Raw genomic sequence first — 17,723 nt, forward strand, 5'->3', positions numbered from 1 at the left:
TAAGGTCGAAAGGCATTACAACAACTAAATAGAGAAGGGGGTGAAAGATGACGTCGATGGTGCGGCTTATCGCCCTAGCGATCATCTTGCGGCTATCGATAGAAGCAGCAAAAGTAATCTCAAACTACAAGATTGAGATGAAAAAGCTGGAGCTAGATAGCTAAGCCCCCCCCCGGGAGCTGAATATCTCTACTACTCAGCTCCCGGGGCGCACCCCCTCAAAATACCACAACCCAGAAAGGACACACCATGGACATCATGTCTAAAATTTCCACCGCACTAATCGTGCTCGCGATACTTATCGCAGTTACCCTAGGGAACACCCCACTATTCTGGATAGTCATGGCCGCCGTTGCGGTTACGCTCACAATTGAGATCGCCCAGCTCGTCCAGAAATGGCGGGAACATGCAGCCTAAGATCATTGACGCGGACACTGGCCAAGAACTGTGGACCGGCGCAGATTGCGCCGACCACATTGGAGTGAGCTACGCAGCGTGGCGTAACTACTCAGCCAATCACCGCACCCCAGAGCACGTCGCCATGATTTTAGGCCGCACACGGCTATGGCTTGCGGACGAGGTGCGCGAGTGGCACGCGAACCGGCCCGGGTCTCCCCATCAACTTCGTAAATAGTGCTAGTCCGCAATTCCGCTAGATCTCACATAGGCCCCTCATTAAGCAGACCCCATCCCTAACGCTGCGCGAATCGCCGCGCCAGCGGTATTGACATCATCAACCCTAAGTTCAATATCGGGTTGGCCCCATTTTTCGCGAACAACAGCAAGTGCTTCAGGCACCGTAAGATCATTATCCGCACAATCAATAATTAGCCCTTGTAATTTATTTCCGGCATCCCAGTCAACGATGTCATTATATACAGTTGAATCATCACAGGTGAAAATCCGTTTTTCATCGCAACACACTAGGCGCAACCGCACAGCCAGCAAAAACGCCCCAAAACTAGCCCACGTGACCCAGATTTGACCCACGTAATTCATTCAGCTTCACAGCCACAGAATCCAAGTCATCATCAAACAAATCCGCGTACACATCCAGCGTCATCGCCGCCGACGCATGCCCCAACTGGCGCTGCACCACCTTCCCATTCGCCCCCGCCGATACCAGCAGACCTGCCGCCACATGCCTAAGCCCATGCGGAGTCAGATCAACCCCGGCGGACTTCGCAGCCACCGAAAACCAGCCCCGACTATCCGGCAACCGCATCGGCCCGCCATCACGCGCCGGGAAAAGCCACGCCGTCGGCAACTTCCCCCGCGCCTGCTTACGCAGCATCTCGCACACAAAACCCGGCGCAGCCACCACACGCGACTCACCAGTTTTAAGCGTGCCAACCTCGATCAGTTTCCCCACTGTTACAGCGTTACGCTGCACATGGATACGCCCCCGCTTCAAATCCAAATCACCCACCTGCAATCCCGCTAGCTCACCCCATCTAAGCCCCACCGTCGCCAATGTCCACACAATCGTCGGATACTTCGACATATCCGCCAGGCGCTCCACCTCCCCCATGGACAAAAACACTTTCTTGCCCTTAGGTACCGCCGGCAGCCGCACACCCCGCGCCGGGTTCGAGTCGATCAGCCCATCCTTGAGCGCAATGTCGAGTATCTGTGCCAGCGCATTATGATTCCGGCGGATTGTTCCCGCCCCACGCTCCTGCGTGTTCACCCATTCCTGCACATGCGACGGCTTACCCCCCCCCCCGCACCGTGCGATGCCCCCACGCTGGCTCCACATGCTTAGACCACGCAACACGAACCGCCCGCTGCGATGATGGTTTCAGCTTGTCCACATTCGTTAACCACAACCCGGACAGGTCAGACACCTGTAGTTTTGGCGGATTTAGCGTCCACCCACTTCCCGGAATCCATATCTAAAGTATTTTGAGCCGCCCACCGCTCCGCTTCCGCCTTACGAGCAAAACCCCGCTTCGTCGTGGTCTTGCCGTCTGGTTTTACATACTTGACTTGCCACCTTTTTCCACGCGCAGTGGAGTACGCGATCACTGATGCCATGCTAAAATCAGCCTTGTCCTTTCATTACCAATGGGGACTAATCGCAGCTAGTTGACGCTAGCTGTCCATACGCCTCACGCATTGAGTTGCCGCTCACGTGAGGCGTTTCTTATATGGCGAAACTACATATTCGCGACACCATTCTCAGCAAAAACCCGATGACGAATCTCATCATTTTTACGCGCATACGCCTTATTGATAAGGAACGCGTCAATCAGTGCCCACATGCCCAGGCCGCCAAGGGTCAAGGTCATGCCGATGGCATAGCCGGTGTTGCCCAGGTAGTAGCGGTGGGCACCGATATAGCCGAGGAATAGCCAGAGCAGCCACATCACGGTTTGGTTCTTTTTGCGGTCGTCGTATTGCATTTGCGCCCGCTGTAGCACTGCGGGGTCAACCTGCTGCTGTTGGTTGGAGTATGGGTTGGTCATGAGTGGTTCCTTTCGGGAAGAGAATGTGATCCAAGTTTTACGACATTGCCCCGCGGGTGTGGTCGAAAAGCTGTTTAGGCCGCGAGTTCGGTATTACGTAGCCATACCTTTAGTAGGCGCTGGGCTACTTCGAGTTCATCCGCGATGGCAGGCAGGTGTCCTTGGTGCCAGATCGCAGCGTTTTCAAATTCTTCGGCGTTTATGAGTAGCCTTGCGGCGAATTGATCGACGCGGTGTTCTTGCCGCTGATCGAAGTGCCCATTACCGGTTGGCGTATCACCGTAGTAGGCGTGGGCTAGGGCGCTGCAGTATTGGGTTATCGATTGGCCGCGCCTGGTGCTGATTATGCGCTTGTCGTGGTTGTACCAGCCGGGTGGGCCGTTGTCATGCCTGACGATCCGTACATTCAGCGATTCCGCTAGTCGGTGAAGTTCAACCGCTGTAATCGTCATTAAACCCCCTTTCTGCGTCCTCATCCGGCCCGTTGTATGCGACGGCATTAAGCGGCATCTCGTTTTCCTTTTCGCGTTGTTCTAGCCGCTCAACCATGATTCGAGCTAGCTCAACATCATCGAGGTCTTCTACCGCATAAGTGGCAGCGTAAGCCATGATGTCTTCCCTAGTTATGGACCCAGCTGCAACCAGCCCGGGGATGGGGTTAACGCCATATGCTGAAGCTAGTTCCACTACTGCATCGGCTTCGCTGTTTTTTAAGCGCCGCTGAATCGTGCTGTGTGTCGTGTGTAGCTTTTCCGCGACATGGCGCCAGGAGTCATTGCCCGTCGTTTCGCTTACCCATTCAGGCAGTGCCATGTTTTCCTGCATGTCATAAATGGTACAAAAATAAGCCAGAAAAAATCAAGCTGACCTGCATGGATTGATAATAAGCCACCCCTATGTGTGTAACTGGTTGACCACAACGCCAAAATGGCTTAAATTTAAGTCATGCCAAGCAAGGAGGACCCAATGACAACAAGAATAAAAGCAAAAACAGAAGCGCTCATCAGCCTACAACGATCACTAAGAAAAACAACAGCGAAATGGCCAAACTTATCGGCTGCACGCGAAAAACCTACCAAAGCGCAATCGAAGGAGAAAACGTATCCGCAGGATTTATGGCCCGAGTCGCATTCACATTCAAATAACCGGGATAACTTTATCCCGCGTGCGGTAGACCATAGCAAGACCGGGTCGAGGCTCATGCGACCAAGCGCCGTAGTGCTTATTCGGCAGCATTTCCAAGCCCATTTCCTTATACCGATCAGACATCTTGACTGCCTTTCCTCCACATGTAGAACCGTCGTACCAGATTCACTAATTACACAACGGATTTCGAATTCAATTTGAAGTGCCCCGGGTTTTGTTTCTAGCGCACCAGTACTTACCCAAACCCCCACCAAGGTGGTGCCATCTCAATTACAGAAAGCTAAGCAGATTCATCAATACCATTCATGTTTACAGCCTGAAGGTAATCATCAGCCCAATCACGCGCACGCTTAATATTGTCCCAATTCGGCGCAATGAAATTAACCACACTCCTCGGGACCGGCCCCAATATGCCAGTAAACAAAAAAGCAATCCCTATCTCAGGATGTCCAGCATCCCTATCCATGCGGGCGTCCTCCAAATCTTCAGCAGAGATATTAATTCTGTCAGCAATATAGTCAAACAGCTCAAAACCGTCGACATGTCGTGCGTCAATGTTCATTTCTTTCTACCCACTTTCCTGAAACGGGATAGGCTGTCATATCATACGGCTCATTGTCCCTAATCCGGTACACAACCCGAATCTTTACACCGTCAACCTCACCAGAAATTGTACGCTTATCACCATTCTTCCTCGCGTTGATCTCCTTAGACTCTAAAAGATCACGCACGGCGTCAACAATCTTTTTGCTCTGACCACCCCGAGGAAACTTCGACGCACCAGAATACCGAGAATCCCACCCATGGCCCGCGCGAGTCGAGGCCAAATGCAACAGCATATCGCCATTATTCGTAGGCCGATCCCGCCCCGTACAACACAGGGCCTGCCCCCGGAAAGCGGACATTACAAAAATCCCTCCTTAAGGAACCTTGTTAGTTATACGAATTTGCCGTGCACCGGCCACGCATCAGGAAATGAATTATCCGGGGCATCTTCCTTCGAGGAAGCACCTGGCTTCATCTCGTCCACTGGGTAATCTGACGGAGGTGCGGCACGCTTAGCAGCCTGCGCCTGTAGCTCCCCAAGACGCTTCGCGTTGTCATCGAACTTCTGCGGGTCCGAGCCAAGCAGATCTGCGTTTTCCTCCGAGATTCCATACTTTGACAGTGCCTTCGACCGGGCAAGCTCCACCTGGAACTGTGTAGTTTTATTGCGCTCTGCTTCCAGTGCTTCCTGGGCGCACTGCAGCTCGGTCTTCTCGGCGTCCTGCATTTCACGGAACTTTTCAGCATCGGCTCGATACTCGTTACGTTCGGTGCGGTATTTCGCGTTTTCCTTGCGTAATTTTTCAGGCTCTTGCTGGTAGGACTCGGTGGTGCGCTCTGTTTTTGAGTTCCCCTCGTCCTGGGCGGGGTCCTGCTGGGCCACCTCGGCGGCTTCGTTTTGTCCGTCGTTGGTGGCGGTGGTTTCTTCTGCCATTGCGTAACCTCCTGGGTTATCTAATTTTGGGCATGAAAAAGCCCCCGCCACCAACCATGTGGTGTGGGGGTTGCGCGCTAAAGAGGAATCGAATCTCAACGAAATATCACCAGATAGCACAAAAGCCACCCCATAAAAACAGAGGTGGCCAAAGATTCAGATTAGATTAGCGAATGCTTTTCGTTAGTAACCGTTTGACTCCGCAACCACTTCATCAGAATCAGGTGCGAACATGGTTACTCGAAAGTTCAACAAGCTAGAAAGAACATCAAACAAAAAACGCTGCGCACTTAGATCCTCTGACTCATAAATGGCGAAACAAGTCTCGATTTCATCGTCGAAGATTTTTAGTTCTTCGGACAACGTAGCCGAAGCCCCGCCATCCACAACGAATCGGTAACAGTCACGATCATTGTCATAAGCGAGTTCACGCACCCTATCAACATCAGACAAAATCGTCAGCACGCGACCAACGGGAGCATCGGTAGTGATTCCTGCACTAGTCGACACGACTCCTCACCACCTCTTGTTTATCCTGGCTTATCACTGTAACTCGTTCTAATTCATCATAACTTTTTAAAGCCTGATCAACCTGATCTAAAGCTTTGTCCATTGCCATTTCGGTCCTGTATGAAGTGTCCTACCTCGCCCCACCACCAGCAACGCTTCAACCTGAAAGACTCAAGTCCACCACCAACACCCTAGAAGGCGGAATCAACGCCGAGGTCAAACGCTTAGCCAACACCCACCAAGGACTAACCCTAGAACACCAACGCCGCATGATCGATTGGTGGCTTTATCTCAAAACACAACTGCCTGACGACCCGCTAGAGATCGCCAGGCAGTGCAACTGGGGCCAAGACCAACTCGCCAAAGTCAATGCCTTGATCCACAAAGAAAACCACACCAACCAGCTACTTGGTCAGCCAGCCCTATACGACCCGGGTATCGATGTTGAATACACGCACTCAATCGGTATCTGGAAAGGCCAGATCTAGGGAATTGGCGACACGCCGTAAAACACACTTTTGTCGTTGAGCCCCATTTTTGACCCAGTTTTGACCCACTTTGACCCAGAACCGGCCTAAATCAGACCAAACCAAACTGAACCGAAAACCAAAAAATACCCAAACTACCTGGCATTTTGCCTGGCAGCTCGGGTTAAAGATGGTGCCCCAGGTGAGACTCGAACTCACACTGGACGGGTTTTGAATCCGTTGCCTCTGCCAATTGGGCTACTGGGGCGTGCGCTAAATAGCCTATAACACCATCCCCTTAATTAACTAATCAGCTGCTCATAAGCTATTTTCGTGACCTTTATCGAATGGCAACAGCTACCAATTACCGACACTTCCCGGTCGGGCCATTACTGGCGCCACACGATGCATATAATAGCGCGCATGGTTACTCATCTCCTCAACATTCTGCGCGGTGCGCTAATCGGTTCCGCAGAACTGGTTCCCGGCGTATCCGGCGGAACCGTCGCGTTGATCGTGGGCATCTATGAACGCGCCCTCCACAACGCCAACCTGCTGCTGAAAGCAAAATTCCGCGAAGTCGAATGGATCTTCCTGCTCACCATCGGCGTCGGCATGTTCGCCGCCGTATTCGGCCTATCCGGCATCCTGAGCTCCTTCGTGGAAGGCACCCCAGATGTTGCCCGCGCCCTATTCTTCGGCATGGTGGCGGTCTCCATCATCGTGCCACTGATGATGATTGACGAGGACCTGAGCAAAAAGAAAGGCCCGGCCATCATCACGTTCCTGATCGCCGCCGGGCTCGTCGCATTCGTTACCGGGTTCACCTCCGAACCGAACCGGGATCCTTCACTGATCACGGTCTTCTTCGCCGCAGCTATTGCGGTCTGCGCCCTGGTGCTGCCGGGTGTATCCGGCTCGCTGATCTTGCTGACCCTGGGCCTGTACAACTTCGTCATCGGCTCGGTCTCCGACCGCGACCTCACCGTGCTGGCTGTCTTCGCCGCTGGCGCACTGACCGGACTGGTGGCCTTCGTGAAGGTCATCAACTACTTGCTGGACCAGCACCGCACCCTGACCCTAGTGGCCATGGCTGGCCTGATGGTCGGCTCATTGCGCGCGATTTGGCCCTGGCAAGGCGACGGTGACGCGAACTTCCTGACGCTCATCCTGATGATGCTGCTTGGCGCGGCCATTGTCGCCGCCTTCGTTATCGCCGACCGCACACAAACGAAGAAGAAGGTACAGGTTTAACCAAACTTTTCGGCGATGGCTTTGGAAACTGGCTCCGGTAACAGGTCCGAAACATCGCCGCCAAAGCGGACGACCTCTTTGACCAACGACGAAGAGGTATAACCGTATTTTTCATCGGTGAGCAAGAAATAGGTATCAATGCCAGATAGCCGCTTGTTCATCTGCGCCATCGGCAGCTCGTATTCATAATCCAACGAGCTGCGCAGGCCTTTGACCAAACAATCAATGTTGTGCTCATCGGTGTATTTCACCAATAGATCACTCCAGGCATCGACACTGACGTTGTCACAATCAACAGAACGCCGGATCAACTCCATACGCTCTTCGACGCTAAACAACCCCTTCTTATTCGGGTTAGCTGTCACCAGCACCGTGACGTGATCAAAAGACTGCGCAGCACGGGTGATGATATCCACGTGCCCCATGGTCACCGGATCAAACGATCCCGGGCACACTGCCGTGGTGCGTTTATTCTGCTGGGTGTTATCGCTCATTGCTTCTCCTTGTGTTGCTGGGTATTCGGAAAGCCAAGGCCCCGGAATTTTCAGTCTGAAATTTCAATTTCGGGGTGTTAGTAGCAGGCTTATAATTATCAGCCGTCGTTCTCAGTTCCACGGTAGTTGGCCATATCCATCCGCGCTTTGCCGTAGGTGCGGCGTTTCAATTTCTGCGTGGTCGGAACAAAGCCTTCTGGCCACGGAGCTTCCGCTGAGCGCACTTCCCGCTCGATCACCACCATCGCATCTGGGTTGAGCACCCGTGGTAGCTGATCCAACAGCTCTGCCAGCTCGTCGTTGCCTACCGCATACGGCGGATCCGCCAGCACCAGATCAAAGCGCTCACCAGTGCGTGCAACATAATCCAGCGCGGGTGCGGCAACCACATCAATCTGGGCGCCGACATCAGCCAACACGGCAGCATTGCCATGGATGATTTCGCAGGCCTCCTGGCTGGCGTCGACAAGCACCACCCGGTCTGCTCCCCTGCTGGCAGCCTCCAGGCCCAGTGCGCCGGAACCAGCAAACAAATCCAACACCCGCGCGCCGGGAAACTCCAAACGCGCATTCAGCGCAGAAAACAGCCCCTCCCGGGCGCGGTCACTAGTCGGGCGAGTACCTTCTGCGGGCACCGCAATCTTTCTGCCACGGGCACTGCCTGCAATAATCCGAGTCATGCCCACCAGTGTAACCGGCGAAAACCTGGCAAACCGCGCTAGCCTAGCTAGGTCTTAGCTAAATACTCATAGCCATCATCGTCAATGCCTGCAACCATCGCGCGCGCCATCGCCACATCGTGTTCGATGATGCTTGCGGCTTGCACCTTCGCTTGCTCAATCAGCGCGGAATCATTCTGCACATCCAGCAACTTCAACTGCGAATGCACACCAGACTGTTCAGTACCCAAAACGTTGCCTTCCCTACGGTGCGCAAGATCAATCTGGGCGACGGCAAAACCATCGTTAGTACCCGCCACCTGCTGCAAACGCGCATTCGCCGGGTGGCCCTCCGGTGCCAAGGTGTGGAACAAACACACCGAAGGCTGGGTGCCACGGCCAATACGGCCACGCAATTGGTGCAACTGCGAAAGACCAAAGCGCTCCGATTCGCGCACGATCATCATCGTGGCATTCGGCACATCCACCCCCACCTCAATGACGGTGGTGGAAATCAACACGTTGATCTCACCAGCAGCGAACTTCTGCATCACCTCTTCTTTATCCGGCCCGCTCATCCGGCCGAACAACACACCAATGCGCGCGCCTGTAATCTCCGTGGGCACATCATCCAGCACCTCACGCTTCGGCGGCTCAAAAGCAGCAAACAACCCATCCTGCGGTAGTGGGCGCTCATCCTCGCCATAACGGGCGAACGGGTCCTCTTCTGCCAGATCCTCCGGGGCGGAATTCGGCATAGCCACCGGCGGGATCTCCGCACCCAGCTTCAGGGCGAGCTCAATCACCCCACCCGCACCATCAATGCGTGGGGTGACCACATACGCCTGGTGCCCGGCCGCGAGTTCTTCTTCCAGCCGGTGCCACATGCGATCGGTCCACCCCTGGTGCTCATGCTGCACCACCGAAGAACTAATCGGTTGACGCCCACGCGGGAGCTGCTTGATCGTCGATTCCGCCAGATCACCAAACACCGTCATCGCGATCGTGCGCGGAATTGGCGTTGCCGTCATCACCAACAGGTGCGCCACCGGGGAAGTCTTGGCGCGCAGCTTATCGCGTTGCTCCACACCAAAACGATGCTGCTCGTCGACGATAACCAAACTGAGTTCGCAAAACTCTACCGTGTCTTCCAACAAGGCATGCGTGCCGATGACAATATCCGCCTGGCCAGAAACAATCTGCAGCAGCGCCTCGCGCTTGGCTTTCACCGGCATGGAACCAGTCAGCAACACGACGTTTGCCTCTACCCTGGCCGCGCGCAAAGTAGCGGTGATGCTGCGGGCGTGCTGCGTCGCCAAGACCTCCGTGGGAGCCAACAACGCGGCCTGCTTATCGTTATCCGCCGCCTGCAACATCGCAGCGAGAGCAACCACCGTTTTGCCGGAGCCGACCTCGCCCTGCAGCATGCGCGACATCGGGAAATTACGCTGCATTTCCCCGCTGATCTCAGATAACGCCGATTCCTGGTCTTCGGTGAGCCGGTAGGGCAAACCGTCGACAAGCTGACGGTATTTGTCCCCCGGCGGCAAGGGGTTGGCACTAGCTTTTTGCGCATCCAACCGGCGCAGCGCCATCACCAACGCGAGGGTGAGCGCTTCTTTGTCTTTCAATGTTTCCACAGCCGGGCCATTGCCAAGAAAAGGTGGAAAATGCAGATCCCACAACGCCTCATTCAGCGTCATACCGCCATTGGCAGGATCTGGCAACAGCGGCATCGTGCGCAAAGATTCATAGATCGCGCCTAAAATCCGCGCAGATTCCAGCCCACCTTTTTGCCGGTAAATCGGAATGAAAGGCTGGGCGGCAAGATAGGTAGTCAGCCCCTCATAGCGCTCCAGCTTTTTCATCGCCCCACTGCTGAAAGTTTTCTTCGGCTTAGCATCAGGGCCTGTAGAAGAATTGCTAAACACCAAGCATTGCGGGTGCGTAACAGTCAGATGCTTCTGAAAAACCCGCACCTTACCAGTGACCATGATCGTCGCACCTTTCCACACCCCAAAAACCTGGTGGTGGAAAAACACCAAGGTCACACCGTTGCTAAGAGTAATCTCGGTGCGTTTTTTACCCGTATCAATCTTCTCCCAGCTCACCACCGTCGAGATAAAAGTAATCGGATCGGCAGAATTAAGATCCTCATCCGTGATGCTGTCATCCCGGCGCGAGAAAGCGCGGGGGAAATACGTGATTAACTCGCCGCACGTGCGGACCTCCAGGGCCTTGGCAATTGCCTTGGCTTCTTTCTCGCCGACGACGTCGGCAAGGTCCCGGTCATCACGCCAGCCCAGCACGTCATTCCACCCCTAGTTCAATTGGCCCTGTTTCCGTTGCAAATACGATGACTTCTACGCCCAGCTTGGCCAGTGCCTCGGCGTCAATAGCGGCCGGAAACGGGGTGAGTACGGTGATTTGTTCGGTGTCGTCGCCGACCAGGTTGGATGCCACGCGTAGTACTTCGGGGCCGAGCTGATCACCGAACTCGGTTGGGTTTTCGATTATTGCTGTGCGCATGGCATTAGCGGCCTCACACATGGTTTCGGTGGCTTCGGCTGGGGGCAGGGTTTTGTCGTACACCGAAATCGCGGCAATGCCCGCGCACAGTGAGGCGGTCTCGATGACCTCCGCGCCCTGGGAACGCCAGCGTTGATGCTGCTGGGCGTTGGTGTAGCCGTTGCTGAGCACGGTCAATTGCGAGAGGTTTGCGGGCGCGGTTGCGGTAGCTGCGCGCGTGTGCGAGGTATTGGTGGAAGTTGCCTTAGCAGAGCCCAGTACACCACGGTATTGTTCTACGAATTCCTGCGGCGCTGCCACTTGCGCACCGGCTTGTGCGAATAGTTCCGCGATTTTGGAATCATCCACCAAGGCCACTAACTGCCGGTGCTTGGTGCGGGATTTAGTGCGAGGTTTAGCGTGAGGTTTAGTGCGAGCAGCCGTGCCACTGTCACTGTCACTGTCATTGCCATTGCCATTGCCATTGCCATTGCCGATGGCATTACCTGTGGCCCCGGTTTGGTCTTCTCGGTGAGCGCCGTCGTCGCCTGCTGATGTCGCCGACAAAGTATCTGCTGATGCTACCGACAGGGCATCGGCCTGGGCATCGGGTAGCACCTCCAGGCGAATATCGCTCGGGCGGCCATGCTCCAGGCTTTCTTCAATCACTGCCCCGGCGCGGTGACTGTGAATGTGCACGGTGGCCTCGGTGTCGTTGACGCGGGCGATGATCAGGCTGTCGCCCAGTGGTGTGATGCCGGCTTCGAGCTGGTCGACGTCGCCGGTGAAAAAGAACATCACCTCCAGGTGGTGGCTGCGGTTCTGGTCGGCGTGCGAGACGAAAGTATCGGTGGCCAGTGCGCTGGCGTGTGGTTCTGTGCGGCCTTCCAGTTCGTCGACCAGCGTTTGCAGCAGCACTAGTAGGCCTACTCCCCCGGCATCGACGACGCCGGCCTCGCGGAGTTCTGGCAGCTGCGAAGGAGTGGCGGCGAGCGCTTGTTCGCCGGCATGGAGGGCACTGCGGGCGGTGGTGAGTAGGTCTGTCTCTGCGGCTTCGGTCGCTGCCGCGGGATCCGTGGCATGCGCGCATGCACGCAGCACGCTGATGATGGTGCCTTCTACCGGCGCTGCGATGGCTTTTTCTGATAATTCCACCGCGCTGTGCAACGCTAAGCGCAACTGTGGGGGTTGCAGGCAGCTATCCGGGCAGGAATCGGCAATGCCGCGTAGTACCTGCGACAGGATCACCCCGGAGTTGCCGCGTGCTCCGCGCGCAGCGCCCATGGCTAGTGCAGTAGCAACGTGGTTATCTGGAGTTTCGGCGGCTTGGGCCAGAGCCGAATCCATGGTGAACGACATATTCGAGCCGGTATCGGAATCCGGTACCGGGTACACATTCAGCCCGTTGATTTCGCTGCGCCGACGCTGCAGCTCTGTAGCTGCGCGCTGCGCCCAACGACGCAGACCTGCCCCGTCGAGGCGGGTGGCAGGTGCGGTGGCGTCGGCAAGAGTATCTGGGCGCAAAGACATGATGTTCTAGCTTACAATCTTATAATTGCCAATCAATTGGCTGGCAACCCTGGTCTGTCAGGTACTGGTTGGCGCGGCTAAACGGGCGGGAGCCGAAAAAGCCCCGGCGTGCCGAAAGTGGTGACGGGTGTGGGCTGGTAATGGCGGGGCAGTCGAGGAATTTCTCGCATTCCTGAGCTTGTTTGCCCCACAGAATGGCCACCAAGTTTTCTGCCGGTAGGGCGCGCAGGATGGCTCCAGTCACTGCCTCCCAGCCTTGTTTGCGGTGTGAGCCTGCTTGACCCGGCGCGACAGTAAGCACCCGGTTGAGTAGCAGCACGCCTTGCTCGTGCCAAGGGCGTAGGTCGCCGTCGGCGGTAACAGCATGCCCGGTATCGGCGGCGAGTTCTTGGTAGATATTCGCCAGTGAGCGTGGCGGGGCTCCGGTGGCTGCCGGGTGGGTGGAAAACGACAGTCCCATCGCGTGCCCGGGTGTTGGGTAGGGGTCTTGGCCGACGATGAGCACGCGGACCTTGTCCAACGGCAGGGATAGGGCGCGGAAGACGTCGTCTTCTGCTGGCAGGTAGTCTCCTTGGCTGGCGTAGCTCATGGCCGCGATGATCTCGTCGCTCACAGTGGATAGTGCTGGGTACCAGGACTTGTCGACGCGATTGAGCAGGCCGGGCCAGGCGGAGAGTTTCTGGGCAAGTTCGGCGCCTGCTTGGTTACCTGTGCTGTCGTGGTTAGCTGCAAGCTCAGTATCGGTCATTGGAAAGACTCCCATCCTTGGTTGGCTGCGCTGTGTTGGATTGGTGTGGCATCCATACAGACATTGTGCTGCGCGGATTTCGTCCCGGCGGTGATCTCACCGATGCGCCGGAAGCCCGACGGCGCGGATTTGGCAGTGGCTGCAAGCAGAGTATGATCTTCTCCCCCACCGAGTACCCAATCCCAGGGGTCCATGCCTAGCACCTGACCAGCGTGGACGAGCAAGTCATCCGGGGCAAGCGCAGCAGAGTCCAGATCGATGCCTACCCCAGAACGTTGACACAACAACTGCAGTTCGCGGAGCAACCCATCCGAGTTATCCGTCATCGCCGAAGCCCCTGCGGCACGGGCGATCATCCCACGGTTGGGGCTGAGCCACGGAGCGCAGTGGGCGTCAACAAGCGAGGTGAGCTCCCGGGGAATATCCGCCCGGCCAAACCGCTCCAGCAACGCCAGCCCAGCCGCCGACCACCCCAGACGGCCATGGGCAACCAGCTGCTGCCCGGCGCGCGCCCGGTCCAAAGTCAGCGGGCTACGGGAACCGCCCAACGAACCCACAGCGGTAATCGTGACAATGAGCTGGTTCGACTTTGTGACATCACCGCCGACCAACTCAGCAGTGTACCGGCGGGCCCGGGTGCCAATGCCTGCAGCAATACCCCGCACGACCTCCAGCGGTGTCTCCGGCGGAGCAGACAGCGACAACAACGCCGCAGTCGGGCGCGCACCCATGGCCTCAATATCGGCGAAATTTTGCAGGATGGCTTTCTGCCCTACCTCTTCCGGGCTGGACCAATCCAGACGGAAATGTCGACCTTCCACCAAGGTGTCGGTGGCGACTACCGTGCGCGAGTTGGGTTGGCCCGGAAATAGCACCGCGGCATCGTCGCCGTTAATCACTGACGGCGCAGCATCGGTAATAGCCTGGATGACCTCGCGCTCACTGACTTCACCGAGGGTACGGCGAGTTGACTGGGTTGGCTGGACTGTCTGGGCTGGCTGGGTCGGCTTATCGCTCACTCATAGCCTTTCATTCGATGCTGTTCGTTAGACTTTCGATTATGACTGCAGATCCCACCAACAATGCAGATAGCGCAGATGGCGCTTCACCAGACAACGAGCTGGCAGCTACCGACCCGGTGGAAGGCATCGGCCGCGCCCCCATTTACACCTCGCTGGGCTTATCACTAGGCCTGGTCGCGGTGGTACTAGCGGGTGCGCGCATCATTGGCGGTGGTGCCCCGACGGTGACACTATCGGATTTGCCCGCCGAACACGCAGATTCTGCCGAATGCCAACAGCTTATCGACTCGCTTCCCGACGAAGTCGCTGACCTCCCACGCGCAGAAATCGCCGAGCCCACCCCCGCCGGTGTGGCCGCCTGGGCCGCCGGAAGCTCTGGTGCTGGCGGAAACTACCGCGACCAAGTAAGCCTGCGGTGTGGCGTGGACACTCCGTTCCAATACAGCGAATATTCACACACGCAGGTGGTTGAAGCCGACGGTGCTAGCTCTAGTGAGAACTCTAGCGGCAGCGCTAGTGACGGTAATACAGCAACCGAATGGCTCGAGGTACAAGACCAAACCCCAGGTTCAACGCTAACCACCTGGTATTCCACCAACCGCTTTCCGACGGTCGCGGTCACCGTTGACCGCGCGGGTAATGGCACTGCCGGTGACGGCGGTGCAGACGGTGGCGCTGGCGGAAATGCTACGGCGCCAGATAGCGCGGCGGCAACCACCCGAGAGGCCCACAAAGCCATCGCGCAATTGACTGGAGCCACAGAGGCCTTAGAACTTCGCAAGCACCAACCGCACCCGGCCCCGTTGTCTGAACTCGCCTCCGGCAGCTCCGACGACCTCGCTGCCTGCCAGTCACTGATCAGCGCCGCTCAGGATGGTTTCACCCCGGCGGAAGGCTACGAACTGTACGACGACACCGCCAAAGACACCATCGCCTGGACGCACCCGGGCTACGAGCCGATCGTGCTGCGCTGCGGCATCGCGGCCCCCGACGTTCCCCTGGGTGAGCGTTTGCAACAAATCAACGAAGTGCCGTGGTTTGAAGACACCGTGCTTGCCGACGGCACTACTGCCTCCACCTGGTACCCGTTGGGCCGGGAAGTTGCGGTAGCAGTATCGACGCCGCAGGCGGCTGCGCAAGAATCACTCTCACGCATCACGGAGCTGCTGAAACAACACACTGCGGCCGCCCCCAATGCCGGTTAGCGCGCCGGGCTTGCCTAGCTGGCTGCTAGCGCGCCAGCGCGGTTTGGGTTGCTAGCGCGCCAGCGCCGTCTGGATCATGGTATCCAGCAACTCCGGGTAGGCAACACCGCTGGCCTGGAATACCTGCGGGTACATCGAAATCGGCGTAAAACCTGGCATGGTGTTGATCTCGTTGATCACCGGGCCGGATGCGGTAACGAAGAAATCCACCCGAGCCAGTCCCTGGCAATCAAGTGCCCGGAATGCGGCCTGCGCCATGTCCTGCAGCTGGCCGGTAACCTCATCGTCATACGGGGCCGGAATGGTCGGGGTGACAACGTCGGCAAGATACTTAGTTTCAAAACCGTAAAAGCCCTCTTCGCTGGCAGCAATATTGTTCAGCTTCGCTGGCACGGAAGCCACGATGCTGCCATCCGGATACTGCAAAACGCCGACCTCAACCTCGTCACCAACGATCTCGGTTTCCACGATCGCTTTGCCCGCCACATCCGCATCGCGCGCGGCATCCAGAGCCGCCGGGAAATCTTTCCAATCAGTGACCTTGGAAACCCCAATCGAGGAGCCACCGCGGGCCGGTTTCACAAACACCGGCAGTCCCAAGCGCTGCTTGTCGTCGTCGGCAAGCTCCTCGCCTGCCCCGACAACTGCCTCGGGGGTGACCGGCAGCTGCTCGGCAACCAGCAGCTTTTTCGTGTACTCCTTGTCCATGCTCGCTGCCGAAGACAACACACCGGTGCCCACGTACGGAATATCGGCTAATTCCAGCATGCCCTGGATGGTGCCGTCCTCGCCGAACGGGCCATGTAGGACAGGAAAAACCACATCGAACTCTGCGTGAACTTTACCGGTGGTGAGATTGTGCAGCACCCGACGCTGCGGGTTCAGCGATAATGCAAGCTCGTCGCGCAGCGTAACTTCCGGCAACTGGCCATCGACAATTTTTAAGCCCTGCTCGCCTACCGTGAACACACCGTCTTTAGTGATGCCGACAGGAATGACCTCATAATGGTCCCGGTCCAAGTGAGCCATGACCGCCGAAGCGGATACGCAAGAAACCGAATGCTCGGTGCTCCGGCCACCATAAAATACTGCCACGCGCGTCTTGTTTGTCATGCGCGTCATGCTACCACCGGCCAGTAGCGTTTCTGCGGCTTATCCGGGCTACTCGGACTTCTTCGACCGTCCCATCAGTGAAACCATCATGTCGGCCACCGCGAGATCTTCATGGCACACGGAATACACCGCCTGGGTCAGCGGCATATCGACGTTATGGTCCTGGGCAAGCTGAAAGATCGAATTCGACGAGATCACGCCTTCCGCTACCTGGCCTTTCGTTGCGGCTTTCGCTTGCGCCAAGCTATCTCCCAAGCCTAAACGCTTGCCAAAAGTGCGGTTGCGAGACAGCTCCGAGTTACACGTAGCCACCAGATCCCCCAAACCGGCCAGGCCCGCGAAGGTGCGCTCGTCGGCGCCCAGGGCGTTACCCAAACGAGTGATCTCCGCCAGGCCGCGGGTGATCAGCGTGGCTTGGGTATTTTCCCCCAGACTCAACCCGGTGGCCATGCCACAAGCCAGAGCGATAACGTTTTTACAGGCCCCACCGAGCTCACAGCCGATGACGTCGGTATTGGTATACGGGCGGATATAGTGATTCGCCACCGCGGCCTGCACCAGCTTCGCGCGATTTTCATCCACGCACGCGATCACGGTAGCCGCGGGCTGTTCCAAAGCAACCTCGCGTGCCAGGTTGGGCCCCGATAGAACAGCGACGCGGTCTTCTTCAATGCCGGCTTCCACGATGACTTCCGTCATGCGCTTCAACGTGCCGCGCTCAATGCCCTTCGAAATCGACAGTACCGTGGCATCGTTGGGAATCAGCGGCGCCCAGGCGCTGACATTATCGCGGAGAGTTTGCGAAGGCACGCCACACACCACGATTTCCGCACCGCCCAATGCGGCCGCGATATCAGTGGTGATTTCCAGGGCGTCGGGAAGCGTAATGCCAGGCAAATAATCCGGGTTTTCCCTGGTGTTGCTGATGGTTTCCGCGAGTTCTTGCCGCCGCGCCCACAAGCAGACGTGGTTTCCGGCATCGGCGAAAACTTTTGCCAGCGTGGTACCCCACGAACCAGCTCCCATGACCGCGACCCTCATTGCGCCTCCTTGAAATACATCCCCACCAGCCTACCGTTTGGGCGCACGCTGGTTATGCAAAATGCGGTGGTTTTGGGG

22 protein-coding genes, 1 tRNA gene and 1 pseudogene are annotated in these 17,723 nt (G+C 56.9%); 5 read left to right on the plus strand and 19 right to left on the minus strand.

Features of this window, described 5'->3' with window-relative positions:
• Positions 1–258: 258 nt before the first annotated feature.
• Together A5774_RS11475 and A5774_RS04025 are read left to right on the plus strand one after the other, a co-directional pair.
• Positions 259–417, plus strand: coding sequence for a hypothetical protein (locus A5774_RS11475; RefSeq protein WP_208853940.1), 159 nt, complete (start codon positions 259–261; stop codon positions 415–417).
• Positions 407–634: a hypothetical protein gene (locus tag A5774_RS04025; RefSeq protein WP_021352245.1), complete on the plus strand. Its 228-nt coding sequence runs from the start codon at positions 407–409 to the stop codon at positions 632–634. Before A5774_RS11475 ends, A5774_RS04025 begins: the two co-directional genes overlap by 11 nt.
• Before the next feature lie 41 nt (positions 635–675).
• Here A5774_RS04025 and A5774_RS04030 read toward each other — a convergent pair whose 3' ends face one another.
• The 10 genes from A5774_RS04030 to A5774_RS04070 form a co-directional block, all read right to left on the minus strand.
• Positions 676–939, minus strand: coding sequence for a hypothetical protein (locus tag A5774_RS04030; RefSeq protein WP_231892337.1), 264 nt, complete (start codon positions 937–939; stop codon positions 676–678).
• 22 nt (positions 940–961) lie between these two features.
• A complete protein-coding gene (locus A5774_RS04035) occupies positions 962–1,690 on the minus strand; it encodes a site-specific integrase (protein WP_051619257.1) in 729 nt (242 codons plus the stop codon).
• A gap of 149 nt (positions 1,691–1,839) precedes the next feature.
• Entirely contained in the window at positions 1,840–2,037 is a 198-nt protein-coding gene (locus tag A5774_RS11925) for an Arm DNA-binding domain-containing protein (protein ID WP_051619256.1), read from the minus strand.
• A 122-nt stretch (positions 2,038–2,159) separates the two neighbouring features.
• Positions 2,160–2,468: a TM2 domain-containing protein gene (locus A5774_RS04040; protein ID WP_027017803.1), complete on the minus strand. Its 309-nt coding sequence runs from the start codon at positions 2,466–2,468 to the stop codon at positions 2,160–2,162.
• A 74-nt stretch (positions 2,469–2,542) separates the two neighbouring features.
• Entirely contained in the window at positions 2,543–2,920 is a 378-nt protein-coding gene (locus tag A5774_RS11480; RefSeq protein WP_027017802.1) for a hypothetical protein, read from the minus strand.
• Positions 2,901–3,293, minus strand: a complete 393-nt coding sequence (locus A5774_RS04050) for a hypothetical protein (RefSeq protein ID WP_155896229.1) — start codon at positions 3,291–3,293, stop codon at positions 2,901–2,903. The genes A5774_RS11480 and A5774_RS04050 overlap by 20 nt, the downstream gene beginning before the upstream one ends.
• Before the next feature lie 312 nt (positions 3,294–3,605).
• Positions 3,606–3,737: a hypothetical protein gene (locus A5774_RS11830; RefSeq protein ID WP_255364722.1), complete on the minus strand. Its 132-nt coding sequence runs from the start codon at positions 3,735–3,737 to the stop codon at positions 3,606–3,608.
• A gap of 157 nt (positions 3,738–3,894) precedes the next feature.
• A complete protein-coding gene (locus A5774_RS04055; protein WP_027017800.1) occupies positions 3,895–4,176 on the minus strand; it encodes a hypothetical protein in 282 nt (93 codons plus the stop codon).
• Between the two features lie 375 nt (positions 4,177–4,551).
• Positions 4,552–5,094: a hypothetical protein gene (locus A5774_RS04065; protein WP_027017798.1), complete on the minus strand. Its 543-nt coding sequence runs from the start codon at positions 5,092–5,094 to the stop codon at positions 4,552–4,554.
• Positions 5,095–5,277: 183 nt separating this feature from the next.
• The gene (locus tag A5774_RS04070) at positions 5,278–5,604 is read right to left on the minus strand and encodes a hypothetical protein (RefSeq protein ID WP_027017797.1); all 327 of its coding nucleotides are present in this window, start codon (positions 5,602–5,604) and stop codon (positions 5,278–5,280) included.
• Between the two features lie 131 nt (positions 5,605–5,735).
• On the opposite strand from A5774_RS04070, the pseudogene A5774_RS04075 reads away from it, so the two are divergent.
• A pseudogene (locus A5774_RS04075) lies at positions 5,736–6,092 on the plus strand (IS256 family transposase); the annotation flags it as partial.
• Positions 6,093–6,262: 170 nt separating this feature from the next.
• Here the strand turns inward: A5774_RS04075 and A5774_RS04080 are convergent.
• Positions 6,263–6,339 (minus strand) — tRNA-Leu (locus tag A5774_RS04080).
• Positions 6,340–6,494: 155 nt separating this feature from the next.
• Here A5774_RS04080 and A5774_RS04085 point away from each other — a divergent pair.
• Positions 6,495–7,325: a DUF368 domain-containing protein gene (locus A5774_RS04085; protein WP_023019580.1), complete on the plus strand. Its 831-nt coding sequence runs from the start codon at positions 6,495–6,497 to the stop codon at positions 7,323–7,325.
• Here A5774_RS04085 and coaD read toward each other — a convergent pair.
• The 6 genes from coaD to A5774_RS04115 form a co-directional block, all read right to left on the minus strand.
• Positions 7,322–7,819 carry a pantetheine-phosphate adenylyltransferase gene (coaD, locus tag A5774_RS04090; RefSeq protein ID WP_023019581.1) on the minus strand — a complete coding sequence of 166 codons (498 nt, stop codon included), beginning with the start codon at positions 7,817–7,819 and terminating at the stop codon, positions 7,322–7,324. The two genes, A5774_RS04085 and coaD, sit on opposite strands and share 4 nt — an antisense overlap.
• Before the next feature lie 98 nt (positions 7,820–7,917).
• Positions 7,918–8,499: a 16S rRNA (guanine(966)-N(2))-methyltransferase RsmD gene (gene rsmD, locus A5774_RS04095; RefSeq protein WP_023019582.1), complete on the minus strand. Its 582-nt coding sequence runs from the start codon at positions 8,497–8,499 to the stop codon at positions 7,918–7,920.
• 47 nt (positions 8,500–8,546) lie between these two features.
• A complete protein-coding gene (locus A5774_RS04100; RefSeq protein ID WP_082936093.1) occupies positions 8,547–10,787 on the minus strand; it encodes an ATP-dependent DNA helicase RecG in 2,241 nt (746 codons plus the stop codon).
• Between the two features lies 1 nt (position 10,788).
• Positions 10,789–12,516, minus strand: coding sequence for a DAK2 domain-containing protein (locus tag A5774_RS04105; protein WP_064833498.1), 1,728 nt, complete (start codon positions 12,514–12,516; stop codon positions 10,789–10,791).
• Positions 12,517–12,535: 19 nt separating this feature from the next.
• The gene (locus A5774_RS04110) at positions 12,536–13,264 is read right to left on the minus strand and encodes a uracil-DNA glycosylase (RefSeq protein ID WP_231892338.1); all 729 of its coding nucleotides are present in this window, start codon (positions 13,262–13,264) and stop codon (positions 12,536–12,538) included.
• Positions 13,261–14,283 (minus strand): thiamine-phosphate kinase, encoded by a 1,023-nt coding sequence (locus A5774_RS04115; RefSeq protein ID WP_064833501.1) that lies wholly within the window; start codon positions 14,281–14,283, stop codon positions 13,261–13,263. The genes A5774_RS04110 and A5774_RS04115 overlap by 4 nt, the downstream gene beginning before the upstream one ends.
• Positions 14,284–14,324: 41 nt before the next feature.
• Here A5774_RS04115 and A5774_RS04120 point away from each other — a divergent pair, with 41 nt between their 5' ends.
• A complete protein-coding gene (locus A5774_RS04120; protein WP_156519539.1) occupies positions 14,325–15,491 on the plus strand; it encodes a DUF3515 domain-containing protein in 1,167 nt (388 codons plus the stop codon).
• A gap of 51 nt (positions 15,492–15,542) precedes the next feature.
• Here the strand turns inward: A5774_RS04120 and A5774_RS04125 are convergent, their stop codons facing one another.
• Both A5774_RS04125 and A5774_RS04130 read right to left on the minus strand, forming a co-directional pair.
• Complete coding sequence (locus A5774_RS04125) at positions 15,543–16,604, minus strand: D-alanine--D-alanine ligase family protein (protein WP_064833591.1); 1,062 nt, start codon at positions 16,602–16,604, stop codon at positions 15,543–15,545.
• Between the two features lie 48 nt (positions 16,605–16,652).
• Positions 16,653–17,645 carry an NAD(P)H-dependent glycerol-3-phosphate dehydrogenase gene (locus A5774_RS04130; RefSeq protein ID WP_064833504.1) on the minus strand — a complete coding sequence of 331 codons (993 nt, stop codon included), beginning with the start codon at positions 17,643–17,645 and terminating at the stop codon, positions 16,653–16,655.
• Positions 17,646–17,723 lie beyond the last annotated feature (78 nt).

Origin of the sequence: Corynebacterium sp. EPI-003-04-2554_SCH2473622, from assembly GCF_001665955.1 — a bacterium.
Classification (GTDB): Bacteria; Actinomycetota; Actinomycetes; order Mycobacteriales; family Mycobacteriaceae; genus Corynebacterium; species Corynebacterium pseudodiphtheriticum.

What these genes read in the sequence shown, in the direction of transcription:
- A5774_RS11475 (WP_208853940.1), top strand. Translation starts at nt 259, where the DNA reads ATGTCTAAAATTTCCACCGCACTAATCGTGCTCGCGATACTTATCGCA.
- A5774_RS04025 (WP_021352245.1), top strand. Translation starts at nt 407, where the DNA reads ATGCAGCCTAAGATCATTGACGCGGACACTGGCCAAGAACTGTGGACC.
- A5774_RS11925 (WP_051619256.1), bottom strand. Translation starts at nt 2,037, where the DNA reads ATGGCATCAGTGATCGCGTACTCCACTGCGCGTGGAAAAAGGTGGCAA.
- A5774_RS04040 (WP_027017803.1), bottom strand. Translation starts at nt 2,468, where the DNA reads ATGACCAACCCATACTCCAACCAACAGCAGCAGGTTGACCCCGCAGTG.
- A5774_RS11480 (WP_027017802.1), bottom strand. Translation starts at nt 2,920, where the DNA reads ATGACGATTACAGCGGTTGAACTTCACCGACTAGCGGAATCGCTGAAT.
- A5774_RS04050 (WP_155896229.1), bottom strand. Translation starts at nt 3,293, where the DNA reads ATGCAGGAAAACATGGCACTGCCTGAATGGGTAAGCGAAACGACGGGC.
- A5774_RS11830 (WP_255364722.1), bottom strand. Translation starts at nt 3,737, where the DNA reads ATGTCTGATCGGTATAAGGAAATGGGCTTGGAAATGCTGCCGAATAAG.
- A5774_RS04055 (WP_027017800.1), bottom strand. Translation starts at nt 4,176, where the DNA reads ATGAACATTGACGCACGACATGTCGACGGTTTTGAGCTGTTTGACTAT.
- A5774_RS04065 (WP_027017798.1), bottom strand. Translation starts at nt 5,094, where the DNA reads ATGGCAGAAGAAACCACCGCCACCAACGACGGACAAAACGAAGCCGCC.
- A5774_RS04085 (WP_023019580.1), top strand. Translation starts at nt 6,495, where the DNA reads ATGGTTACTCATCTCCTCAACATTCTGCGCGGTGCGCTAATCGGTTCC.
- coaD (WP_023019581.1), bottom strand. Translation starts at nt 7,819, where the DNA reads ATGAGCGATAACACCCAGCAGAATAAACGCACCACGGCAGTGTGCCCG.
- rsmD (WP_023019582.1), bottom strand. Translation starts at nt 8,499, where the DNA reads ATGACTCGGATTATTGCAGGCAGTGCCCGTGGCAGAAAGATTGCGGTG.
- A5774_RS04105 (WP_064833498.1), bottom strand. Translation starts at nt 12,516, where the DNA reads ATGTCTTTGCGCCCAGATACTCTTGCCGACGCCACCGCACCTGCCACC.
- A5774_RS04110 (WP_231892338.1), bottom strand. Translation starts at nt 13,264, where the DNA reads ATGACCGATACTGAGCTTGCAGCTAACCACGACAGCACAGGTAACCAA.
- A5774_RS04120 (WP_156519539.1), top strand. Translation starts at nt 14,325, where the DNA reads ATGACTGCAGATCCCACCAACAATGCAGATAGCGCAGATGGCGCTTCA.
- A5774_RS04125 (WP_064833591.1), bottom strand. Translation starts at nt 16,604, where the DNA reads ATGACAAACAAGACGCGCGTGGCAGTATTTTATGGTGGCCGGAGCACC.
- A5774_RS04130 (WP_064833504.1), bottom strand. Translation starts at nt 17,645, where the DNA reads ATGAGGGTCGCGGTCATGGGAGCTGGTTCGTGGGGTACCACGCTGGCA.